This window comes from Sphingomonas sp. (assembly GCF_041661825.1).
Classification (GTDB): domain Bacteria; phylum Pseudomonadota; class Alphaproteobacteria; order Sphingomonadales; family Sphingomonadaceae; genus Sphingomonas.
The window spans coordinates 340,724-355,147 of record NZ_JBAZTU010000002.1 but is presented as its reverse complement, the minus strand read 5'-3'; the positions used below and the strand labels follow the sequence as shown (position 1 = coordinate 355,147).

Genomic DNA, 14,424 nt, shown 5'->3' with positions numbered 1-14,424 from the left:
GCTGCAGTTGCAGAACGCACAATCGCCACGGGAATCTATGCAGTTGCATCGTCTCATGCTGCGCTGCACAACGATCAGGCCTTTCAGGCATCCTCTCCTAAAACTTTCAAGGCCGGCCCATTGAGCCGGCCCTTTTTTTGACTGCTTTCCGCCATGGAACGCGGCGGTTTAGGGCGGAGGATCGAGTCGTATGCGTTCGCCTCCGCTTCTTTAGTGGGTCAGCCTCGTGATCAACGCGCGGAGCTGAGCGGGTTTCACCGGCTTCTGCAGGATGTGCAGCCCGTTCCTGACGAGATAGTCGCGCAGTTCGGGCGTGCGGTCGGCCGTGATGACGATGGCGGGCAATTGCTTTCCGCATGCGGCGCGAACTGCGTCGATCGCGGCGTCCCCCGTCTTGCCGTCATCCAGATGATAATCGGCGATGACGATATCGGGGACGATGCCGTCCATCGTGGTTCTCTCGACGGCCTGGGCTTCGCTCAACGCACCGTGAACCGTGCAGCCCCAGCCAGCCAGCAATACCGCCATGCCCTCCAGGATCGACGATTCATTGTCGATCACCAGGATCGTCTGATTGTTCAACTGGCCGCGCCGCGCTGGAGGGGTGGTGCGCTCGATCGCCGTCATGGCCTCGCCGACCGGGACATAGACGCCGAACCTCGATCCCTCGCCCGGGGCGGAAACCAGCGTCAGTTCATGGTGCAGCATCCGTCCGGCGCGCTGCACGATCGCCAGGCCAAGGCCGATACCACGATCGCGATTGCCGTCGTCGAGGCGGCGGAATTCCTCGAAAATTTCGAGATGATGCTCGGGTGCGATACCGGGGCCGGTATCCGTCACCTCAAGGTGCAGCCGATCGCTGTCCACCCGGCACATAACGTCGACCGAACCCGCTGTCGTATAGCGCAAGGCGTTGGAGATCAGGTTCTGAAGAATGCGTCGCAACAGGCGCGGATCGGACCGAACCCATTCGCCGCTTTCCTCGACGCGCAATGTGAGGCCACGATCGCGCGCAACGGGCGCGAACTCGGCCTTCATGCTGTGCAGCAGTTCGTCGATCGCGAAATCGATGGGCTCGACCGTGATCGCGCCGGCATCGAGCCGCGATATCTCCAATAGTGCTTCGAGGAGATCTTCGACTGAATCCAGCGCCGAGCCGGTCTGCCTGACGAGCGCGCGCGTGGGCAGCGCCAGGCGCCGGTCGCCCAGCGCCGCGACAAACAGACGGGCGGCATTCAGCGGCTGGAGCAGATCGTGGCTGGCGGCAGCAAGGAAGCGGGTTTTCGAAATATTGGCCTGCTCGGCGGCGGTCTTCGCATCCCGCAGCGCTGCCTCTACCAACAGGCGCTCGGTGATTTCCTGATGTAGCTTGGTGTTGACCGCGGCGATGTCCGCGGTGCGTTCATTGACCCGGCGTTCGAGCGTCTCGTTGGTTTCGCGCAAAGCTTCGGCGGCACCGAGGCTTTCGGTGATGTCGTCGAAGCTCATCACCATACCCCCATCGGGCATCGGAGCGCGGCGCACTTCGATCACTTTTCCGTTACGGTAGCCGCGCCGGGATACCTCTTCGGGCGCCCCGTGCGGCAACCACGCAAGCGGCTCGTCTGGCTCCATCGGGCCGTTCAAGTCGGCGCAGGCGGTGAGAAGGCCGTCATGTGTCGTCACCAGCGCAATGGCATCGGGCGGCAGGCCGATCACTGCGAGCAGCGGATCGTTCCAGGCGACCAGCCGGTGATCGGAATCATAAACGCAGACACCCTGGGGAATGGTGTCGAGCGTCGCCTGCAGGATCGCGCTCTTTTCGGCCAGCTCGCGCGTCCGCTCGCGCGCATCCTCCGCTTTTACCTCGGTGATGTCGGTATAGACGCCAACGATCCCGCCTTCGCTGGTGCGGAGTTCGTTGATCTGGATCCAGCGTCCGTCGGCCAGTGCATGGACGTGTCCGCCACTGGCGACCATCCGCTGGGCCATCCGTTCCGATACCCAGCGATCGGGCGCGACCATGGCGCCGAGGGTCGTGCCGTCCTTACCGATCAGGCTGCAGATTTGGGCAAAGGAGATGCCTGGGACCAGCTTGGACGCGATATTGGGCCAGAGGCCGAGATAGGTCTGGTTGCACAGCACGAGGCGATCATTGGCATCGAAGATGGCAAAGCCCTCATTGATGCTCTCGATCGCGTCTCGAAGGCGGCGCTGCGCATCGTCGGCGGCTTCCTTCGCCACACCCAGCGCGGCGTTGCTCTGTGCAAGCTCGCCGAGCGCGCGCTCGAGATCGGTAGTGCGCTCGCGCACCTTGCCCTCGAGCGAAATGGCGGTTTCGAACAGCGAAAAAGCGTTGCCCTGGAGATCGGTCGAGCGCTCGACCCGGTCCATCAACGCCGTGTTGATCCGCTTAAGCTTGACGATTTGGGCTTCGAGCGCGGTAATGCGCTCCGACTCCCGATCGCCTTGAGAAGCCGCACGCGTGGCCATCAGCGGCCGATCGCCAGACCGCTGAAGGTCTGGTTGACATGGAGGGCATGGAACTGCTCGCCATAGGTATTGAAGCCGACAACCCGCCGATCGACGAACATCTGAGAAACCTTGCGCGTCAGCTGGCGCTGTTCGACCTCGACCTTGTTGAGCACGCAATCGAAGCCGAGGATGCGGTCGATGCCACCGACCGTTGCGGCAAGATCGTCGAACAGGCTTTCCAGCCCGGCCAGGATGTCGCGGCCCTCGCCGAGCGTCAGCACCACCCCTTCGTCGATCGCGCAATAGAATGTCAGGCTGCCGTCCGGGTTCGCGGTCTGGATTGACCGGACATAATATTCGCCGCCGGCGCGCACCATCGGCGGGCGCGACGCGAACACGCTGGGACCGAGCTGGTCGAGCGAAACGCCGGTGAGCCGGGCATATTCCGCCGCTGCCGGTTCGGCGTTGATTTCGGTAACGACACGCCCGACTGGATCGGCGCTGGTGATCACCATCTTCACCGTGCCCGGCTCGTAATGCTGCGAACGGAACACCTTCATCGGGCGGGAGGAGGAAAGGATCGCAACGAGCGCTGCGTCGCGCCGGAACGCGCCGCCCTGGAAGATGAAGGTCTCCTTGAAATCCAGACCGTCGCCGGACGATCCGCCGATAAGGGGTATGTTGCCAAGCGCATCCTGCACGGTCACCGTCAGCATTTCTTCGCGGTGCGACAGCCCGTCAACAAGGAAGATCGCCGCGCGCGAGACGTTGGGGCCCAGGTTGCGGGATGCCTCCGATGCCTCGGCAACGAGGCTGCGGATCGCGCTTTGGGCGTTGCTGGTATCGAAATTGTCGAGATGATCGAAGCGGACCGCATTCAAGGTGAAATCGCTTGAAGGAAAGCCGATCGCGGTGATCGTCCCTTCGGCAATGCCGTCAGGGGTGATTTCTCCGGAGGAGGTGCAGCCCACGACGCACAGGCCCTCGCTGCGGCGATTCACCGCTTCGGCCAATGCGGAGAGGTCGTACCGGCTGGAACTGAAGATCACGAGCCCGGCGAGGCTGGGTGGATCAAGCTCCGCGAACAATGCCTGCGCGGCGGCGTCCGGATCGGCGATGCTGGTTGCTGCCGTCCGCACCGCATCGCGACTGACATGTCCTGGACGATCGTCGATCATGACCGGCATGATGTCATGCCCTTGATCCCGCGTCACGATCCATCGGTTCAACCGCCGCGGGCCGGCTCACCCGCCGCGTCCAGCAGGTCCACTTCTGCATCCGTGAAAACGCGGCTCCTGATGATGAAGCGCATTCCCTCCGGTCCTTCGAGGGAAAAGCCTGCTCCCCGGCCCGACACCACGTCGATCGTCACCTCGGTATGCCGCCAATAGTCGAACTGCGCGGCGCCGATCCATACCGGAATTTCGCTGCCGACATGGCCCAGCAGTACGTCCTGCGTGCCGACCCTGAACTCTCCGGCGGGATAGCACATTGGTGCGGATCCGTCGCAGCAGCCACCCGACTGGTGGAACATCAGCGGACCATGGATATCGGCGAGGCGGTCCATCAAGCCGACCGCTGCCGGCGTGGCCAATATTCGAGCGGGCGTCATCGTGATTTCCTCGGATGAGAAAGGCGGCGGACCCGAAGGCCCGCCGCAGAAGCCGGGAGATGAAAAGGGAGAGAGAGTCCCGGCCGATCCTGCCTTGATCAGAAGAACCCCATCGCCTTGGGGCTATAGCTGACGAGCAAATTCTTGGTCTGTTGATAATGGTCGAGCATCATGCGGTGGTTCTCGCGACCGATGCCCGATTGCTTGTATCCGCCGAAAGCCGCGTGGGCGGGATAGAGATGATAGCAATTGGTCCAGACCCGGCCGGCCTGGATGGCGCGACCCATGCGATAGGCACGCGTCCCGTCGCGCGTCCAGACGCCGGCGCCGAGGCCGTACAGCGTGTCGTTGGCGATCTCGAGGGCCTCGGCGTCGTCCTTGAAGGTCGTGACGGCGACCACCGGCCCGAAAATCTCTTCCTGGAACACCCGCATCTTGTTGTTGCCGGAGATGATCGTCGGCTCGACATAGAATCCGTCGCTGAGGTCCCCGCCGTGCTGCGCGCGCTTGCCGCCGGTCAGGATCTTGGCGCCTTCGCTTTGGGCGATGTCGAAATAGGACAGGATCTTTTCGAGCTGGTCGTTCGAGGCCTGGGCGCCGATCATCGTCGTCGAGTCGAGCGGGTTACCCATCTTGATCGACTGGACCCGGGCCACCGCCTTTTCCATGAAGCGGTCGTAGATGCTTTCATGGACCAGCGCCCGGCTCGGGCAGGTGCAGACCTCGCCCTGGTTGAGGGCAAACATCGCAAAGCCTTCGAGCGCCTTGTCGAGGAAGTCATCGTCCCGATCCATCACGTCGGCAAAGAAGATATTCGGGCTCTTGCCGCCGAGTTCCAGCGTCACGGGGATGAGGTTTTCGGTGGCATATTGCATGATCAGTCGGCCGGTGGTGGTCTCGCCGGTGAAGGCGATCTTGGCAATGCGCTTGCTCTGCGCGAGGGGCTTGCCCGCCTCGACGCCGAAACCATTGACGATGTTGAGCACGCCCGGCGGCAGCAGATCGGCGATGATCTCGGCCAGGACCATGATCGACATCGGCGTCTGCTCGGCCGGCTTGAGCACGACGCAGTTGCCGGCAGCAAGGGCGGGTGCGAGCTTCCAGGTCGCCATGAGGATCGGGAAATTCCACGGGATGATCTGGCCGACCACACCCAGCGGCTCATGGAAATGATAGCCGACTGTGTCGTGATCGATTTCCGAGATGCCGCCTTCCTGCGCGCGGATACACCCGGCGAAATAGCGGAAATGATCGATCGCGAGCGGGATGTCCGCGGCCGTCGTCTCACGGATGGGCTTGCCGTTGTCGATCGTCTCGACAAGGGCCAGGAGACTGAGCCTCTCCTCCATCCGGTCGGCGATCCGGTTCAGGACAAGCGCTCGTTCGGCACAGGAGGTGCGGCCCCAGGCGTCCTTCGCCTTATGGGCAGCGTCAAGGGCGAGTTCGATGTCTTCGGCGCTCGACCGGGCGATCTGGCAGACATTGTCGCCCGTGACCGGCGAGGGGTTGTCGAAATATCGTCCCTGGACCGGGGCGACCCAATTCCCACCGATGAAATTGTCGTAGCGGGAGCGGATGGCGATATCGCCCTTCAGTCCTTGCAGCGCCTGCAGCAGCATCTTGTCTCTCCTTGTGATGCGGCCGGCCCCGTAGTTGGCGCCTGAGCCTTCGCTGTCCATTGTGAGGATTCCCGCGGCCGGCGCCATTGCACCAATGGGCAATTGGCGAACGGGTCGAGTCTCGCCATCGTGGCGCATCGCACCAGGCCGGCGCCTGTCGAGGCGCGAGAGAGGACATTCATGAAAAGCATCGCCCTGATCACTGCCCTGTCGAGTCTTGTCGCAATCGTCGCTCCGGCGCAGGCGAAGGAAGTGATCATCCACATGAAAGACCAGGGCGCCGCCGGCGCGATGGTGTTCGAACCCGCCTTCGTGAAGGTCAAACCAGGCGACACGGTAAAGTTCGTTCCGACGAGCCTCACACACAATGCCGAGACGATCCCGACGATGCTGCCTGCCACCGTCGTCTCGACCAAGGGGGCGATCGGCAAGGAATTCATCCTCAAGGCCAGCGTACCCGGCGTATACGGCATCAAATGCCAGCCGCATTATTCGATGGGCATGGTCGCGCTCGTGCAGGTCGGTGACGGGCCGTCCACCAATCTTGCCGCCGCACGCGCCGTGAAGCTGGCCCCATTCGCGGCCAGACGCATGGCACCACTCCTCGCGCAGGCGAAGTGAGATGGCGACCCTGGTCGTCACCTATCCAGCGCAGGACGGTGCGCACTTCGACCTCGACTATTATATCGACCGGCACTTGCCGCTGGTTCGCGACACATGGAGCAAGCATGGCCTGACCGATGCGCGGGCGCTGATCCCGGACGAGGTCGCGCCCGCCTATGCGGCGATCGCCCTTCTGGAGTTCAGCGACGCAGCCGCGATCGATCGCGCGCTTGGGTCGCCAGAGGCGGGGGCTGTCTTCGGCGACGTCACGGCCTTCACGAACATCGCGCCGGTGCCGATGCGGGCGCAGTGAGACCTTGAACCAAAGTCCTATGAAATCTGAGAAGCTTCTCAGGTTTCGCCGATGCCTCCCTTGCTAGGCCCGTGCCAACGCCGAACGCGGCGGGAAACGGGGAGGACGAGATGAGCAGGGCACTTCTTCTGGCGAGCGCCGCCACGGTGGCAATATTTTGCGCGAATGCCGCGCACGCGCAGGAACAGCCGGCCGATATCGTCGTCACCGCGCAGACTCCGCTCGCAGATGTGGGGGAAGGTGCCTTGCCCTTTCCGGCGCAGACTGCGAGCGACGAGCAGATCGAAGCGTCGCACGGGACCCTGACCGACTATCTGCGGCGGATGACCGGCGGCGTGTTCGTCAACGACGTACAGAACAATCCGCTGCAGCCGGATATCAACTATCGCGGCTTCACCGCGTCGCCGCTGCTCGGCACCCCGCAAGGGCTATCGGTCTATATGGATGGCGTGCGGCTGAACCAGCCCTTTGGCGATGTCGTGAGCTGGGACCTGATCCCTAAATCGGCGATCCGGTCCGTGAGCCTGGTCCCCGGTTCGAATCCCCTGTTCGGGCGCAATTCGCTGGGCGGTGCCCTGTCGGTTCGCACCAAGGACGGTCTGTCCGATCCGGGCGTGGAGCTGGAGGCAAGCCTCGGTTCCTTCCGCCGCCGCACGCTGGAGGCGCAGGCCGGCGGTGCGATCGGCGGCGGGTTCGACCTGTTCGCCAGCGGTGATTATTTCCGCGAGCGTGGCTGGCGGCAATTTTCGCCGAGCGAGGCGGGGCAGGGTTTCGGCAAGCTCGGCTGGTCGAACGTGACCACCAGAATTGCCCTGTCTGGAAGCTATGCCGATACCGACCTCAACGGAAACGGGTTGCAGGAGCAGCGGCTCCTCGCTGCGGACCGGACGAGTGCCTATACCAAGCCGGACAATACGCGGAACCGTGCGGGTCTGGTCAACCTGACCGGTCGGCATATGTTTTCCGATACAGTGTCCTTCTCGGGCAATCTGTTCTGGCGGAAGATCAAGACCCGCACCTTCAATGGCGACATCAACGACGATGCGCTCGGGGAGAATGTCTACCAGCCGAGCGCGGCAGAACGAGCGGCGTTGACGGCGGCAGGCATCACTGGCTTCCCGCTGAGCGGCGAGACTCAGGCCAACACGCCATTCCCCAGGTTTCGCTGTATCGCCAATGCGTTGCTCAACAGCGAACCCAATGAGAAGTGCAATGGGCTGATCAACCGGTCCGCGACGGATCAGCAGGAACGGGGAGCGACCGGCGAGTTCACTCTAAACAGTTCGATCGGTGGGGTGGCGAACCGCTTCACCTTCGGCGTGGGATATGTCGATAGCCGCGCCGACTTCATCCAGACCTCGCAATTCGGGTATCTGACGTCCGATCGGGGAATCGTCGCGGTTACCGGTCCCGGTGCCTTCGCCGACGGCACGCAGGATTCGGAAAATGCGTTCGACGCCCGGGTGGACCTGCATGGCCATACCACCGGTTTCAGCGTCTATGGCGTCGATTCGATCGATCTTTCACCGTCCCTCAAGATAGACCTTTCGGGACGGTTCGATCGGACCACGATCCATAACCGGGACCGCATAACGCCCGGTGGCGGGACTGGATCACTCGACGGGGATCACCGCTTCGACAAGCTGAATCCCGCTGTTGCCCTGACGTGGAGTCCCTCCGCATCGTTCGGTGCGGACGCGGCGATCGCGCAAACCAGCCGGGCGCCATCGGCGATCGAACTAGGCTGCTCGGATCCGGAAAGCCCTTGCCGGCTGCCCAACGCGCTGGCTGGGGATCCTCCCCTGAAGCAGGTCGTCGCGACGACGGTTGAGGCAGGCATTCGCGGAACCCGATCCGGGATTGCATGGCGGCTTGGCGTCTTCCGGACCGTGAACCGGAACGATATCATGTTCGTCGCGGACGATGCCTCCGGGTTCGGTTATTTCCGCAACTTCGGCCGCACGCGACGGCAGGGTGTGGAGGCCGATCTGGGCGGTACCGTCGGGCCGGTTCGCTTTTCCGGGCACTACACCTTTCTGGATGCGACCTATCGCAGCGCGGAAATTGTCGGCGGTGCCGGCAACAGCAGCAATGACGGCCCAGCGCCAGGGTTTGAAGGGGACATCGAGATCGCCAGGGGCGATCATATTCCGCTGGTTCCCCGCCATATTGCCAAGGCATCGCTCGGTTGGGATCCGGTCCGGCAGGTCTCGTTGAGTCTCGACATGATCGCGGTATCCGGCGTTTATGCGCGCGGTAACGAGAACAATGCCCATCAGCCCGATGGCATCTACTATCTCGGTGAAGGGCGCACCCGGGGCTATGCCGTTTTCAATGCCGGCGTCGAAGTGCGGCCGGTCAAGGGGTTGGCGTTGTTCGCGCAGGTCAGCAACGTGCTGGACAAGGATTATGCAACCGCCGCCCAGCTTGCTGCCACGGCCTTCGACACAAAGGGGAATTTCGCGGCAAGGCCTTTTGCTGCGCCTGTGATCGATGGCGAACGACCGCTGCAAGGCTCGACTTTCTACGCGCCCGGCGCGCCGCGCTCGGTCGAGGTCGGCGCACGTTTCCGGTTTTGAGGCTATGACCGCGTCCGATCAGCTCCTCGCTTCGACATGGGAAGACACTCATTGCCGGCGTGGGGCCGGCCCAGGCGCGGAAAGATCCACATCGCCTTCGAATGCGATCAAAGGATCCCTGCGAAAGCGCACGAAATCTGCGGCGCTCTTCTGTCCTGCATAGGGCGCGTAGAGATGGTCCTTGCGGTCGTTGGCTGGGTTGGCGTTGCGCCAGACCAGGACGTCGCTGATCCTGCGCGTGTCGTCGCGAGCCTTCAGGCCGGGGAACAACGTACCGGTCCACCAATCGGGATCGTGCAGGGCCTCGAGCCCGGTTTCAGTGAGCGCGGCAAGCTTGCCCCGAGAGCGCCCAGCGCACCACATCCTCCAGTCGCCGAACGAAGACTGCCCGCGTCGCCGGGGGGGTGATGCTGTGATAATCGTCGAACCCGGGCAGGCCGACTTGGTCGCCGTCTGGATAGAATTGGAAATACCCGGCTTCATCGTCGAACACGAACGCATAAAGAAGATTATGCACACCATGGGTGTCTCGCGGTAGCGCACCGTGAAGCGCCACACTGTCCCGAAATCTTCGGGGCTGACATGGCCTTTGCCCCACCAGAACCGCGCGCCGGTCAGTTCGTGGCACGGCCGAACCACACGGGGATCGGCACGCGGTGCGCGTCGGCGAGGCTCTTGAAGAAATCGGCGGCGGTATCGAACAGACCGTGTAGCGATCGGATAATCGAGAAAATCTCCCGGTAGATAGGGGAAAGTTGATCTGCTCCGATTAAGTTCGGATGTTGGTCGACTCGGCCCAGCGACGTTCATAGGGCGATGATCGCCCCAGTCGCCATCGCACCCGGAGGATGATCGAGCGAGATCCGATACGATGGGTTTGTTCCTCATTGCCCCGGCACAATGGCGGATCTCGCCAGAAAGCTGGCCGGTCGGCGGATCGGCTCTTCAAATCATGGGGTCATGCCCCCCATGATCTGATGACCAGAATGGGGCATGAACCACAACCCGGATAAGGTTAACTCCGCCAGCAAACTGTCGAAGATGCCGGGACCACCTCAGACAGCGCCCAGGTCTCGCCACTTCCTCCCCCGGCAATTTCCCAATATCGCGCCGTGTGGGGCCCCTCCTGAATACTCGGAAGGATGCGGAAACAGACTTTTTGTGCGGTTTGGGAATAAACGCCGGCGATCTCCCGTCTTGCTCTCCGACCCCCATCTGGAGTGCTGGACATGGACCTTTTCGATAACCCGACCGACCGCCGCGATGCCCTCAGGTGCATGGCATGGGCAGGCACCGGCGCGCTCTGGGCGATGTCGGGCGGCGTCGCCTCGAGCACGATGCTTGGCGGAAAGCGCGCTGGCGCCTATGCCGTTCCGAGCTTCACCTTCCTGCAGCTCAGCGACAGCCATGTCGGGTTCGCCAAGCCGGCCAATCCCGATGCGCGCGCGACCTATCGTGAGGCCATCTCCAAGGTGATCGCGATGCCGGAAAAGCCCGACTTCATCATCCATACCGGCGACATCACCCAATTGTCGCGCGACCAGGAGTTCGACGATGCCGACCAGATCCTGAAGGAAGCCGGTATCCAGACCTTCCATGTCCCGGGCGAGCACGACATGCTCGACGAAGGCAATGGCAAGGCGTTCCTGGCCCGCTACGGCAAGGGCAGCAAGGGGGCGGGCTGGTTCAGCTTCGACCATAAGGGCGTCCATTTCGTCGGGCTGGTCAATGTCGCCGACCTGAAGCCGGGCGGGGCAGGCAGGCTTGGCGCCGAACAGATCGCCTGGCTGGCCAGGGACCTGGCGGGTCATGCATCCTCGACCCCGATCGTGATCTTCGCGCATATCCCGCTATGGATGCTCTACGCCGAATGGGGCTGGGGCACCGATGACGCCGCCCAGGCGCTGACCCATCTGCGCCGCTTCGGCTCGGTCACGATTCTCAACGGCCATATCCACCAGATCGCCCAGAAGGTGGAAGGCAACATGATCTTCCATACCGCGCGCTCGACCGCCTTCCCGCAGCCGATGCCCGGGACCGCGCCGTCGCCCGGCCCGCAGGTCGTGCCGGCGGGGCAGCTGCGCGGCCTGCTCGGCATCACCGAGGCGACCTTCAAGCGCGGCGAGCATCAGATCGCCCTCGTCGACACTACGCTTTCTGCCTGATCCCGGAGATTATCATCATGTTCCGCTATTCTATCGTCCTGCTTGCCGCGCTCGCCGGCGTCGTCGCTGCGCCCGTCGCCAGCCGCCCCGTGGCCGCCCAGGCAGCCACCGCCGCGCCGATGGTCCATATCTCGAACTTCACTTTCGGTCCCCAGGCGCTGAAGGTGAAGGTAGGTCAGACCGTCACCTGGGTGAATGACGACGACATCCCGCACACCGTCGCTTCGGGCACGAAGGTGTTCAAGTCGAAGGTTCTGGACACTGGCGACACGTTCAGTTTCACCTTCACCAAGGCGGGCGCCTATGCCTATTTCTGCTCGCTCCACCCGCATATGACGGGCAAGGTTCTTGTCTCGGCTTGAGGGAGGCGCGCTGATGCGCGGTGGCGTGGCGTGATGGGCAGACGCGGCAGCATTTTTCGGCCCCGGCTCGTCCCTGGCGGGCGGGCACGGGCGGCGGACGCCGCCGCGTCCGACGATGCCCGGCGTTTTCGCGAGGTTATGCTGCCGCATCTCGATGCGGCCTATTCCCTGGCGCGCTACCTTGCCGCCGACGCGACGGCAGCCGAGGACATCGTCCAGGAAGCCTTTCTCAACGCTTTCCGGGCGTTCGGAACCTATCAGGGCGGCTCGGCCAAGGCATGGCTGTTCGCGATCGTGCGCAATTGCTGGCGCGACCGGGCGAGCGCCGAACGCGGCCGCAGCCGTGTCCTGGTGGACCATGCCGGCTTGACCGAGGGCCAGGCGGCGGCACTCGACAATTATCCCGATGACGGGGAATCGCCTGAAGCTGCCGTGCTCCGGCAGGAGGAAGTCGAGAATGTCCGTACCGTCATCGCCGCCATCCCGGAGCCGTTCCGGGAGGCGCTCGTGCTGCGCGAAATGGACCAGTTATCGTACCGGGAGATTGCCACAGTGACCGAGGTTCCGATCGGGACCGTCATGTCCCGCCTGGCGCGGGCGCGCGACATGCTGGCGACATTGCTGCTGCCCCAGCCGGACGCGCAGCGGGAGGAACGCGCATGAACGCATGCGAGGACCGGCTGCTCCAGCTTCACGCGCTGCTCGACGGCGAACTGGATGCGGTGAACAGCGTCGCGATCGAGGCGCATCTGAAGACTTGTGTCGGCTGTGCCGAGGCATTCGCCCGCCTGGAGGCGGTGCACGCCCAGGTCAGCGACCCGGCATTGCAGCACCAGGCCCCTGCATCGCTGCGCGCGCGGATCGAGGCCGGTATCGCCGCTGAACGTCCCGGGCGTGTTTTGGGCAACGTGCCGCGCCGCGGCCGTTCGACCGGTCCGTGGCTGGCAGGCGGGGCGTTCAGCGCGATGGCGGCAAGCCTGGCGCTGCTCGTCGCCGTGCCGCAACTCACGACGGGCACGACCCAGGACCAGCTGGTCGCGAGCCATGTGCGCTCCTTGCTGGCGAACCACCTGACCGATGTCGCGACCTCGAACCGTCATGTCGTGAAACCCTGGTTCAACGGGCGCATCAATTTCGCACCGCCCGTGCCCGAGCTGGCGGCGCAGGGCTTTCCGCTGGTCGGCGGGCGACTGGACTATCTCGATGGCCGGGTCGTACCGGCGATCGTCTATCATCGACGGCTGCACACCATCAATCTGTTCGTGATCCCCGCAGGCACCTTCTCGTCGCCGGTCGGGATCGCGACACGGCGCGAGGGCTATAGCCTCGTGCGCTGGACGAGCGGCGGGCTCGAATTCTGGGCGGTGTCGGACATCGATCCGGGCGACCTCGAGCTGTTCCACCAGGCCTTTGCGCGTGCGGCATCATGATTGGAGGTCCGGGCCGTCATTATCGTGACGCCGCGTGCAGGGCGGCGCTGCTTGTGGTTGCCTGCGTGACACTCGGCGCTGCCGTGCCCGTCCCGGACTGGTTGAAGCCCGAGCGAGTCGATGTGACCCTGCGCAACTTCGCCTTTGCGCCGTCCGAGCTTCGCCTGCGCGCTGGCCATGTCTATCAGCTGCATTTCGCCAATGTTGGCTCTGGCGGTCACGATTTCACCGCACCGGATTTCTTTCGTGCGGCCAACATCCGCGACGGCGATCGGCCTGGGGTCGCCGGGGGGAAGGTCTCCTTGCGGAAAGGTGAGGTGCGCGACGTCCTTCTCGTTCCTGCCGCCGGGACCTATCCGCTGAAGTGCGGCCACTTCCTGCATGCGTCACTGGGCATGACGGGGATGATCGTCGTCGAATGACGTCGGCGCCGTTCGATGCCCAAGCACGCCGACCGCGCTGGCTGCCGATTTGCGCTGTGGTGGTCGAAAGAGCACCAGAGCGGGATGACGGCGCTCCCTCGTCGGGCTTCCCGAATTGACTTACCGCGGTGCGGACCTCAGGTTGCACGGATCGTGACCCGCATCCTGCGCCTTTTCCTGCTGACCATGGCCCTTGTCGGGCTGGTTGGCCAGTCGACCGCGATGGCGATGGGGCCGGCGGTTGCGATGTCGTCGGCCGAGGCGTCGATGGCCGGCACGGACTGTATGGACATGGCGACGGGCGCGATGCCCGATGGCACCCCGTGCAAGAAGATGACCTGGCAGTGCATCGCCGCGATGGGCTGTGCGACGCCAGCCGCGATCGCACCTACCGCGCCGCTGGCCGCAATGGGCCCCGCCAGTCGGGTCCTGCACGGCCCGGTGGTTGTTGCCGCCCTGTCCGGCCGTTCCTACGGTCCCGAACCCGACCCGCCCAGCTTCCTGATCTGACACCCGGAATCCGTTGATCGTGCCGCTTCGTCTCGAAGCGCGCGACCAGCGACCATGCTCAGATCAAGGAAACATCATGTCGAATCCCATCACCATGGCGATTGTCGCCGCAGCCGCCCTTCTGTCCGCCACGCCCGCTCTGGCCTCACCGGCACAAGCCACGACGCCGGACCAGGGCCATTTCGAATGGCGGGCCGCCCCGCAAGCCGGACCACGTGCCCCGATCGCGGCGCCACGCCGCGTCTGGGTTGGGTCCCCGTCGGCCAGCGACCGGATGGCATCATGCGATCACCGCATGAGCCAATCCGGCCGTGCTGCCGGCATGCCCTCCTCCCAGGGCTCGTGATCCCCGCAT

At 64.0% G+C, this 14,424-nt stretch carries 15 protein-coding genes; 10 read left to right on the top strand and 5 right to left on the bottom strand.

What is annotated here, in order from left to right:
- Positions 1-210: 210 nt before the first annotated feature.
- The 4 genes from WC729_RS08765 to adh form a co-directional block, all read right to left on the bottom strand.
- Positions 211-2,472 (bottom strand): NahK/ErcS family hybrid sensor histidine kinase/response regulator, encoded by a 2,262-nt coding sequence (locus WC729_RS08765; RefSeq protein ID WP_372851694.1) that lies wholly within the window; start codon positions 2,470-2,472, stop codon positions 211-213.
- On the bottom strand, positions 2,472-3,641 hold the full coding sequence (locus WC729_RS08760) for an FIST N-terminal domain-containing protein (protein WP_372851692.1): 1,170 nt from the start codon (positions 3,639-3,641) through the stop codon (positions 2,472-2,474). The genes WC729_RS08765 and WC729_RS08760 overlap by 1 nt, the downstream gene beginning before the upstream one ends.
- A 38-nt stretch (positions 3,642-3,679) precedes the next feature.
- Positions 3,680-4,066: a DUF779 domain-containing protein gene (locus WC729_RS08755; protein WP_372851690.1), complete on the bottom strand. Its 387-nt coding sequence runs from the start codon at positions 4,064-4,066 to the stop codon at positions 3,680-3,682.
- 98 nt (positions 4,067-4,164) lie between these two features.
- The gene (adh, locus tag WC729_RS08750) at positions 4,165-5,685 is read right to left on the bottom strand and encodes an aldehyde dehydrogenase (protein ID WP_372851688.1); all 1,521 of its coding nucleotides are present in this window, start codon (positions 5,683-5,685) and stop codon (positions 4,165-4,167) included.
- A 180-nt stretch (positions 5,686-5,865) separates the two neighbouring features.
- Between adh and WC729_RS08745 the strand changes: the two genes are divergently transcribed.
- From WC729_RS08745 to WC729_RS08735, 3 genes are all read left to right on the top strand, one after another.
- Positions 5,866-6,306 (top strand): pseudoazurin, encoded by a 441-nt coding sequence (locus WC729_RS08745; RefSeq protein WP_372851686.1) that lies wholly within the window; start codon positions 5,866-5,868, stop codon positions 6,304-6,306.
- 1 nt (position 6,307) lies between these two features.
- The gene (locus tag WC729_RS08740; protein WP_372851684.1) at positions 6,308-6,601 is read left to right on the top strand and encodes an EthD family reductase; all 294 of its coding nucleotides are present in this window, start codon (positions 6,308-6,310) and stop codon (positions 6,599-6,601) included.
- A 110-nt stretch (positions 6,602-6,711) separates the two neighbouring features.
- Complete coding sequence (locus tag WC729_RS08735) at positions 6,712-9,180, top strand: TonB-dependent receptor (RefSeq protein ID WP_372851682.1); 2,469 nt, start codon at positions 6,712-6,714, stop codon at positions 9,178-9,180.
- A gap of 48 nt (positions 9,181-9,228) precedes the next feature.
- On the opposite strand, the gene WC729_RS08730 is transcribed toward WC729_RS08735, so the two are convergent.
- Positions 9,229-9,663 carry a hypothetical protein gene (locus tag WC729_RS08730; protein WP_372851680.1) on the bottom strand — a complete coding sequence of 145 codons (435 nt, stop codon included), beginning with the start codon at positions 9,661-9,663 and terminating at the stop codon, positions 9,229-9,231.
- 746 nt (positions 9,664-10,409) lie between these two features.
- On the opposite strand from WC729_RS08730, the gene WC729_RS08725 reads away from it, so the two are divergent.
- The 7 genes from WC729_RS08725 (at position 10,410) to WC729_RS08695 (ending at position 14,415) form a co-directional block, all read left to right on the top strand.
- On the top strand, positions 10,410-11,345 hold the full coding sequence (locus WC729_RS08725) for a metallophosphoesterase (protein WP_372851678.1): 936 nt from the start codon (positions 10,410-10,412) through the stop codon (positions 11,343-11,345).
- Between the two features lie 17 nt (positions 11,346-11,362).
- Complete coding sequence (locus tag WC729_RS08720; RefSeq protein ID WP_372851676.1) at positions 11,363-11,707, top strand: cupredoxin family copper-binding protein; 345 nt, start codon at positions 11,363-11,365, stop codon at positions 11,705-11,707.
- Between the two features lie 33 nt (positions 11,708-11,740).
- Positions 11,741-12,370, top strand: coding sequence for a sigma-70 family RNA polymerase sigma factor (locus WC729_RS08715; RefSeq protein WP_372851674.1), 630 nt, complete (start codon positions 11,741-11,743; stop codon positions 12,368-12,370).
- Positions 12,367-13,137, top strand: a complete 771-nt coding sequence (locus WC729_RS08710) for an anti-sigma factor (protein ID WP_372851672.1) — start codon at positions 12,367-12,369, stop codon at positions 13,135-13,137. Before WC729_RS08715 ends, WC729_RS08710 begins: the two co-directional genes overlap by 4 nt.
- Complete coding sequence (locus WC729_RS08705) at positions 13,134-13,559, top strand: copper-binding protein (protein ID WP_372851670.1); 426 nt, start codon at positions 13,134-13,136, stop codon at positions 13,557-13,559. Before WC729_RS08710 ends, WC729_RS08705 begins: the two co-directional genes overlap by 4 nt.
- A 153-nt stretch (positions 13,560-13,712) precedes the next feature.
- Positions 13,713-14,069, top strand: a complete 357-nt coding sequence (locus tag WC729_RS08700) for a hypothetical protein (RefSeq protein ID WP_372851668.1) — start codon at positions 13,713-13,715, stop codon at positions 14,067-14,069.
- Between the two features lie 76 nt (positions 14,070-14,145).
- A complete protein-coding gene (locus WC729_RS08695; RefSeq protein WP_372851666.1) occupies positions 14,146-14,415 on the top strand; it encodes a hypothetical protein in 270 nt (89 codons plus the stop codon).
- Positions 14,416-14,424 lie beyond the last annotated feature (9 nt).

What these genes read in the sequence shown, in the direction of transcription:
- WC729_RS08765 (WP_372851694.1), bottom strand. Translation starts at nt 2,472, where the DNA reads ATGGCCACGCGTGCGGCTTCTCAAGGCGATCGGGAGTCGGAGCGCATT.
- WC729_RS08760 (WP_372851692.1), bottom strand. Translation starts at nt 3,641, where the DNA reads ATGCCGGTCATGATCGACGATCGTCCAGGACATGTCAGTCGCGATGCG.
- WC729_RS08755 (WP_372851690.1), bottom strand. Translation starts at nt 4,066, where the DNA reads ATGACGCCCGCTCGAATATTGGCCACGCCGGCAGCGGTCGGCTTGATG.
- adh (WP_372851688.1), bottom strand. Translation starts at nt 5,685, where the DNA reads ATGCTGCTGCAGGCGCTGCAAGGACTGAAGGGCGATATCGCCATCCGC.
- WC729_RS08745 (WP_372851686.1), top strand. Translation starts at nt 5,866, where the DNA reads ATGAAAAGCATCGCCCTGATCACTGCCCTGTCGAGTCTTGTCGCAATC.
- WC729_RS08740 (WP_372851684.1), top strand. Translation starts at nt 6,308, where the DNA reads ATGGCGACCCTGGTCGTCACCTATCCAGCGCAGGACGGTGCGCACTTC.
- WC729_RS08735 (WP_372851682.1), top strand. Translation starts at nt 6,712, where the DNA reads ATGAGCAGGGCACTTCTTCTGGCGAGCGCCGCCACGGTGGCAATATTT.
- WC729_RS08730 (WP_372851680.1), bottom strand. Translation starts at nt 9,663, where the DNA reads ATGAAGCCGGGTATTTCCAATTCTATCCAGACGGCGACCAAGTCGGCC.
- WC729_RS08725 (WP_372851678.1), top strand. Translation starts at nt 10,410, where the DNA reads ATGGACCTTTTCGATAACCCGACCGACCGCCGCGATGCCCTCAGGTGC.
- WC729_RS08720 (WP_372851676.1), top strand. Translation starts at nt 11,363, where the DNA reads ATGTTCCGCTATTCTATCGTCCTGCTTGCCGCGCTCGCCGGCGTCGTC.
- WC729_RS08715 (WP_372851674.1), top strand. Translation starts at nt 11,741, where the DNA reads ATGGGCAGACGCGGCAGCATTTTTCGGCCCCGGCTCGTCCCTGGCGGG.
- WC729_RS08710 (WP_372851672.1), top strand. Translation starts at nt 12,367, where the DNA reads ATGAACGCATGCGAGGACCGGCTGCTCCAGCTTCACGCGCTGCTCGAC.
- WC729_RS08705 (WP_372851670.1), top strand. Translation starts at nt 13,134, where the DNA reads ATGATTGGAGGTCCGGGCCGTCATTATCGTGACGCCGCGTGCAGGGCG.
- WC729_RS08695 (WP_372851666.1), top strand. Translation starts at nt 14,146, where the DNA reads ATGTCGAATCCCATCACCATGGCGATTGTCGCCGCAGCCGCCCTTCTG.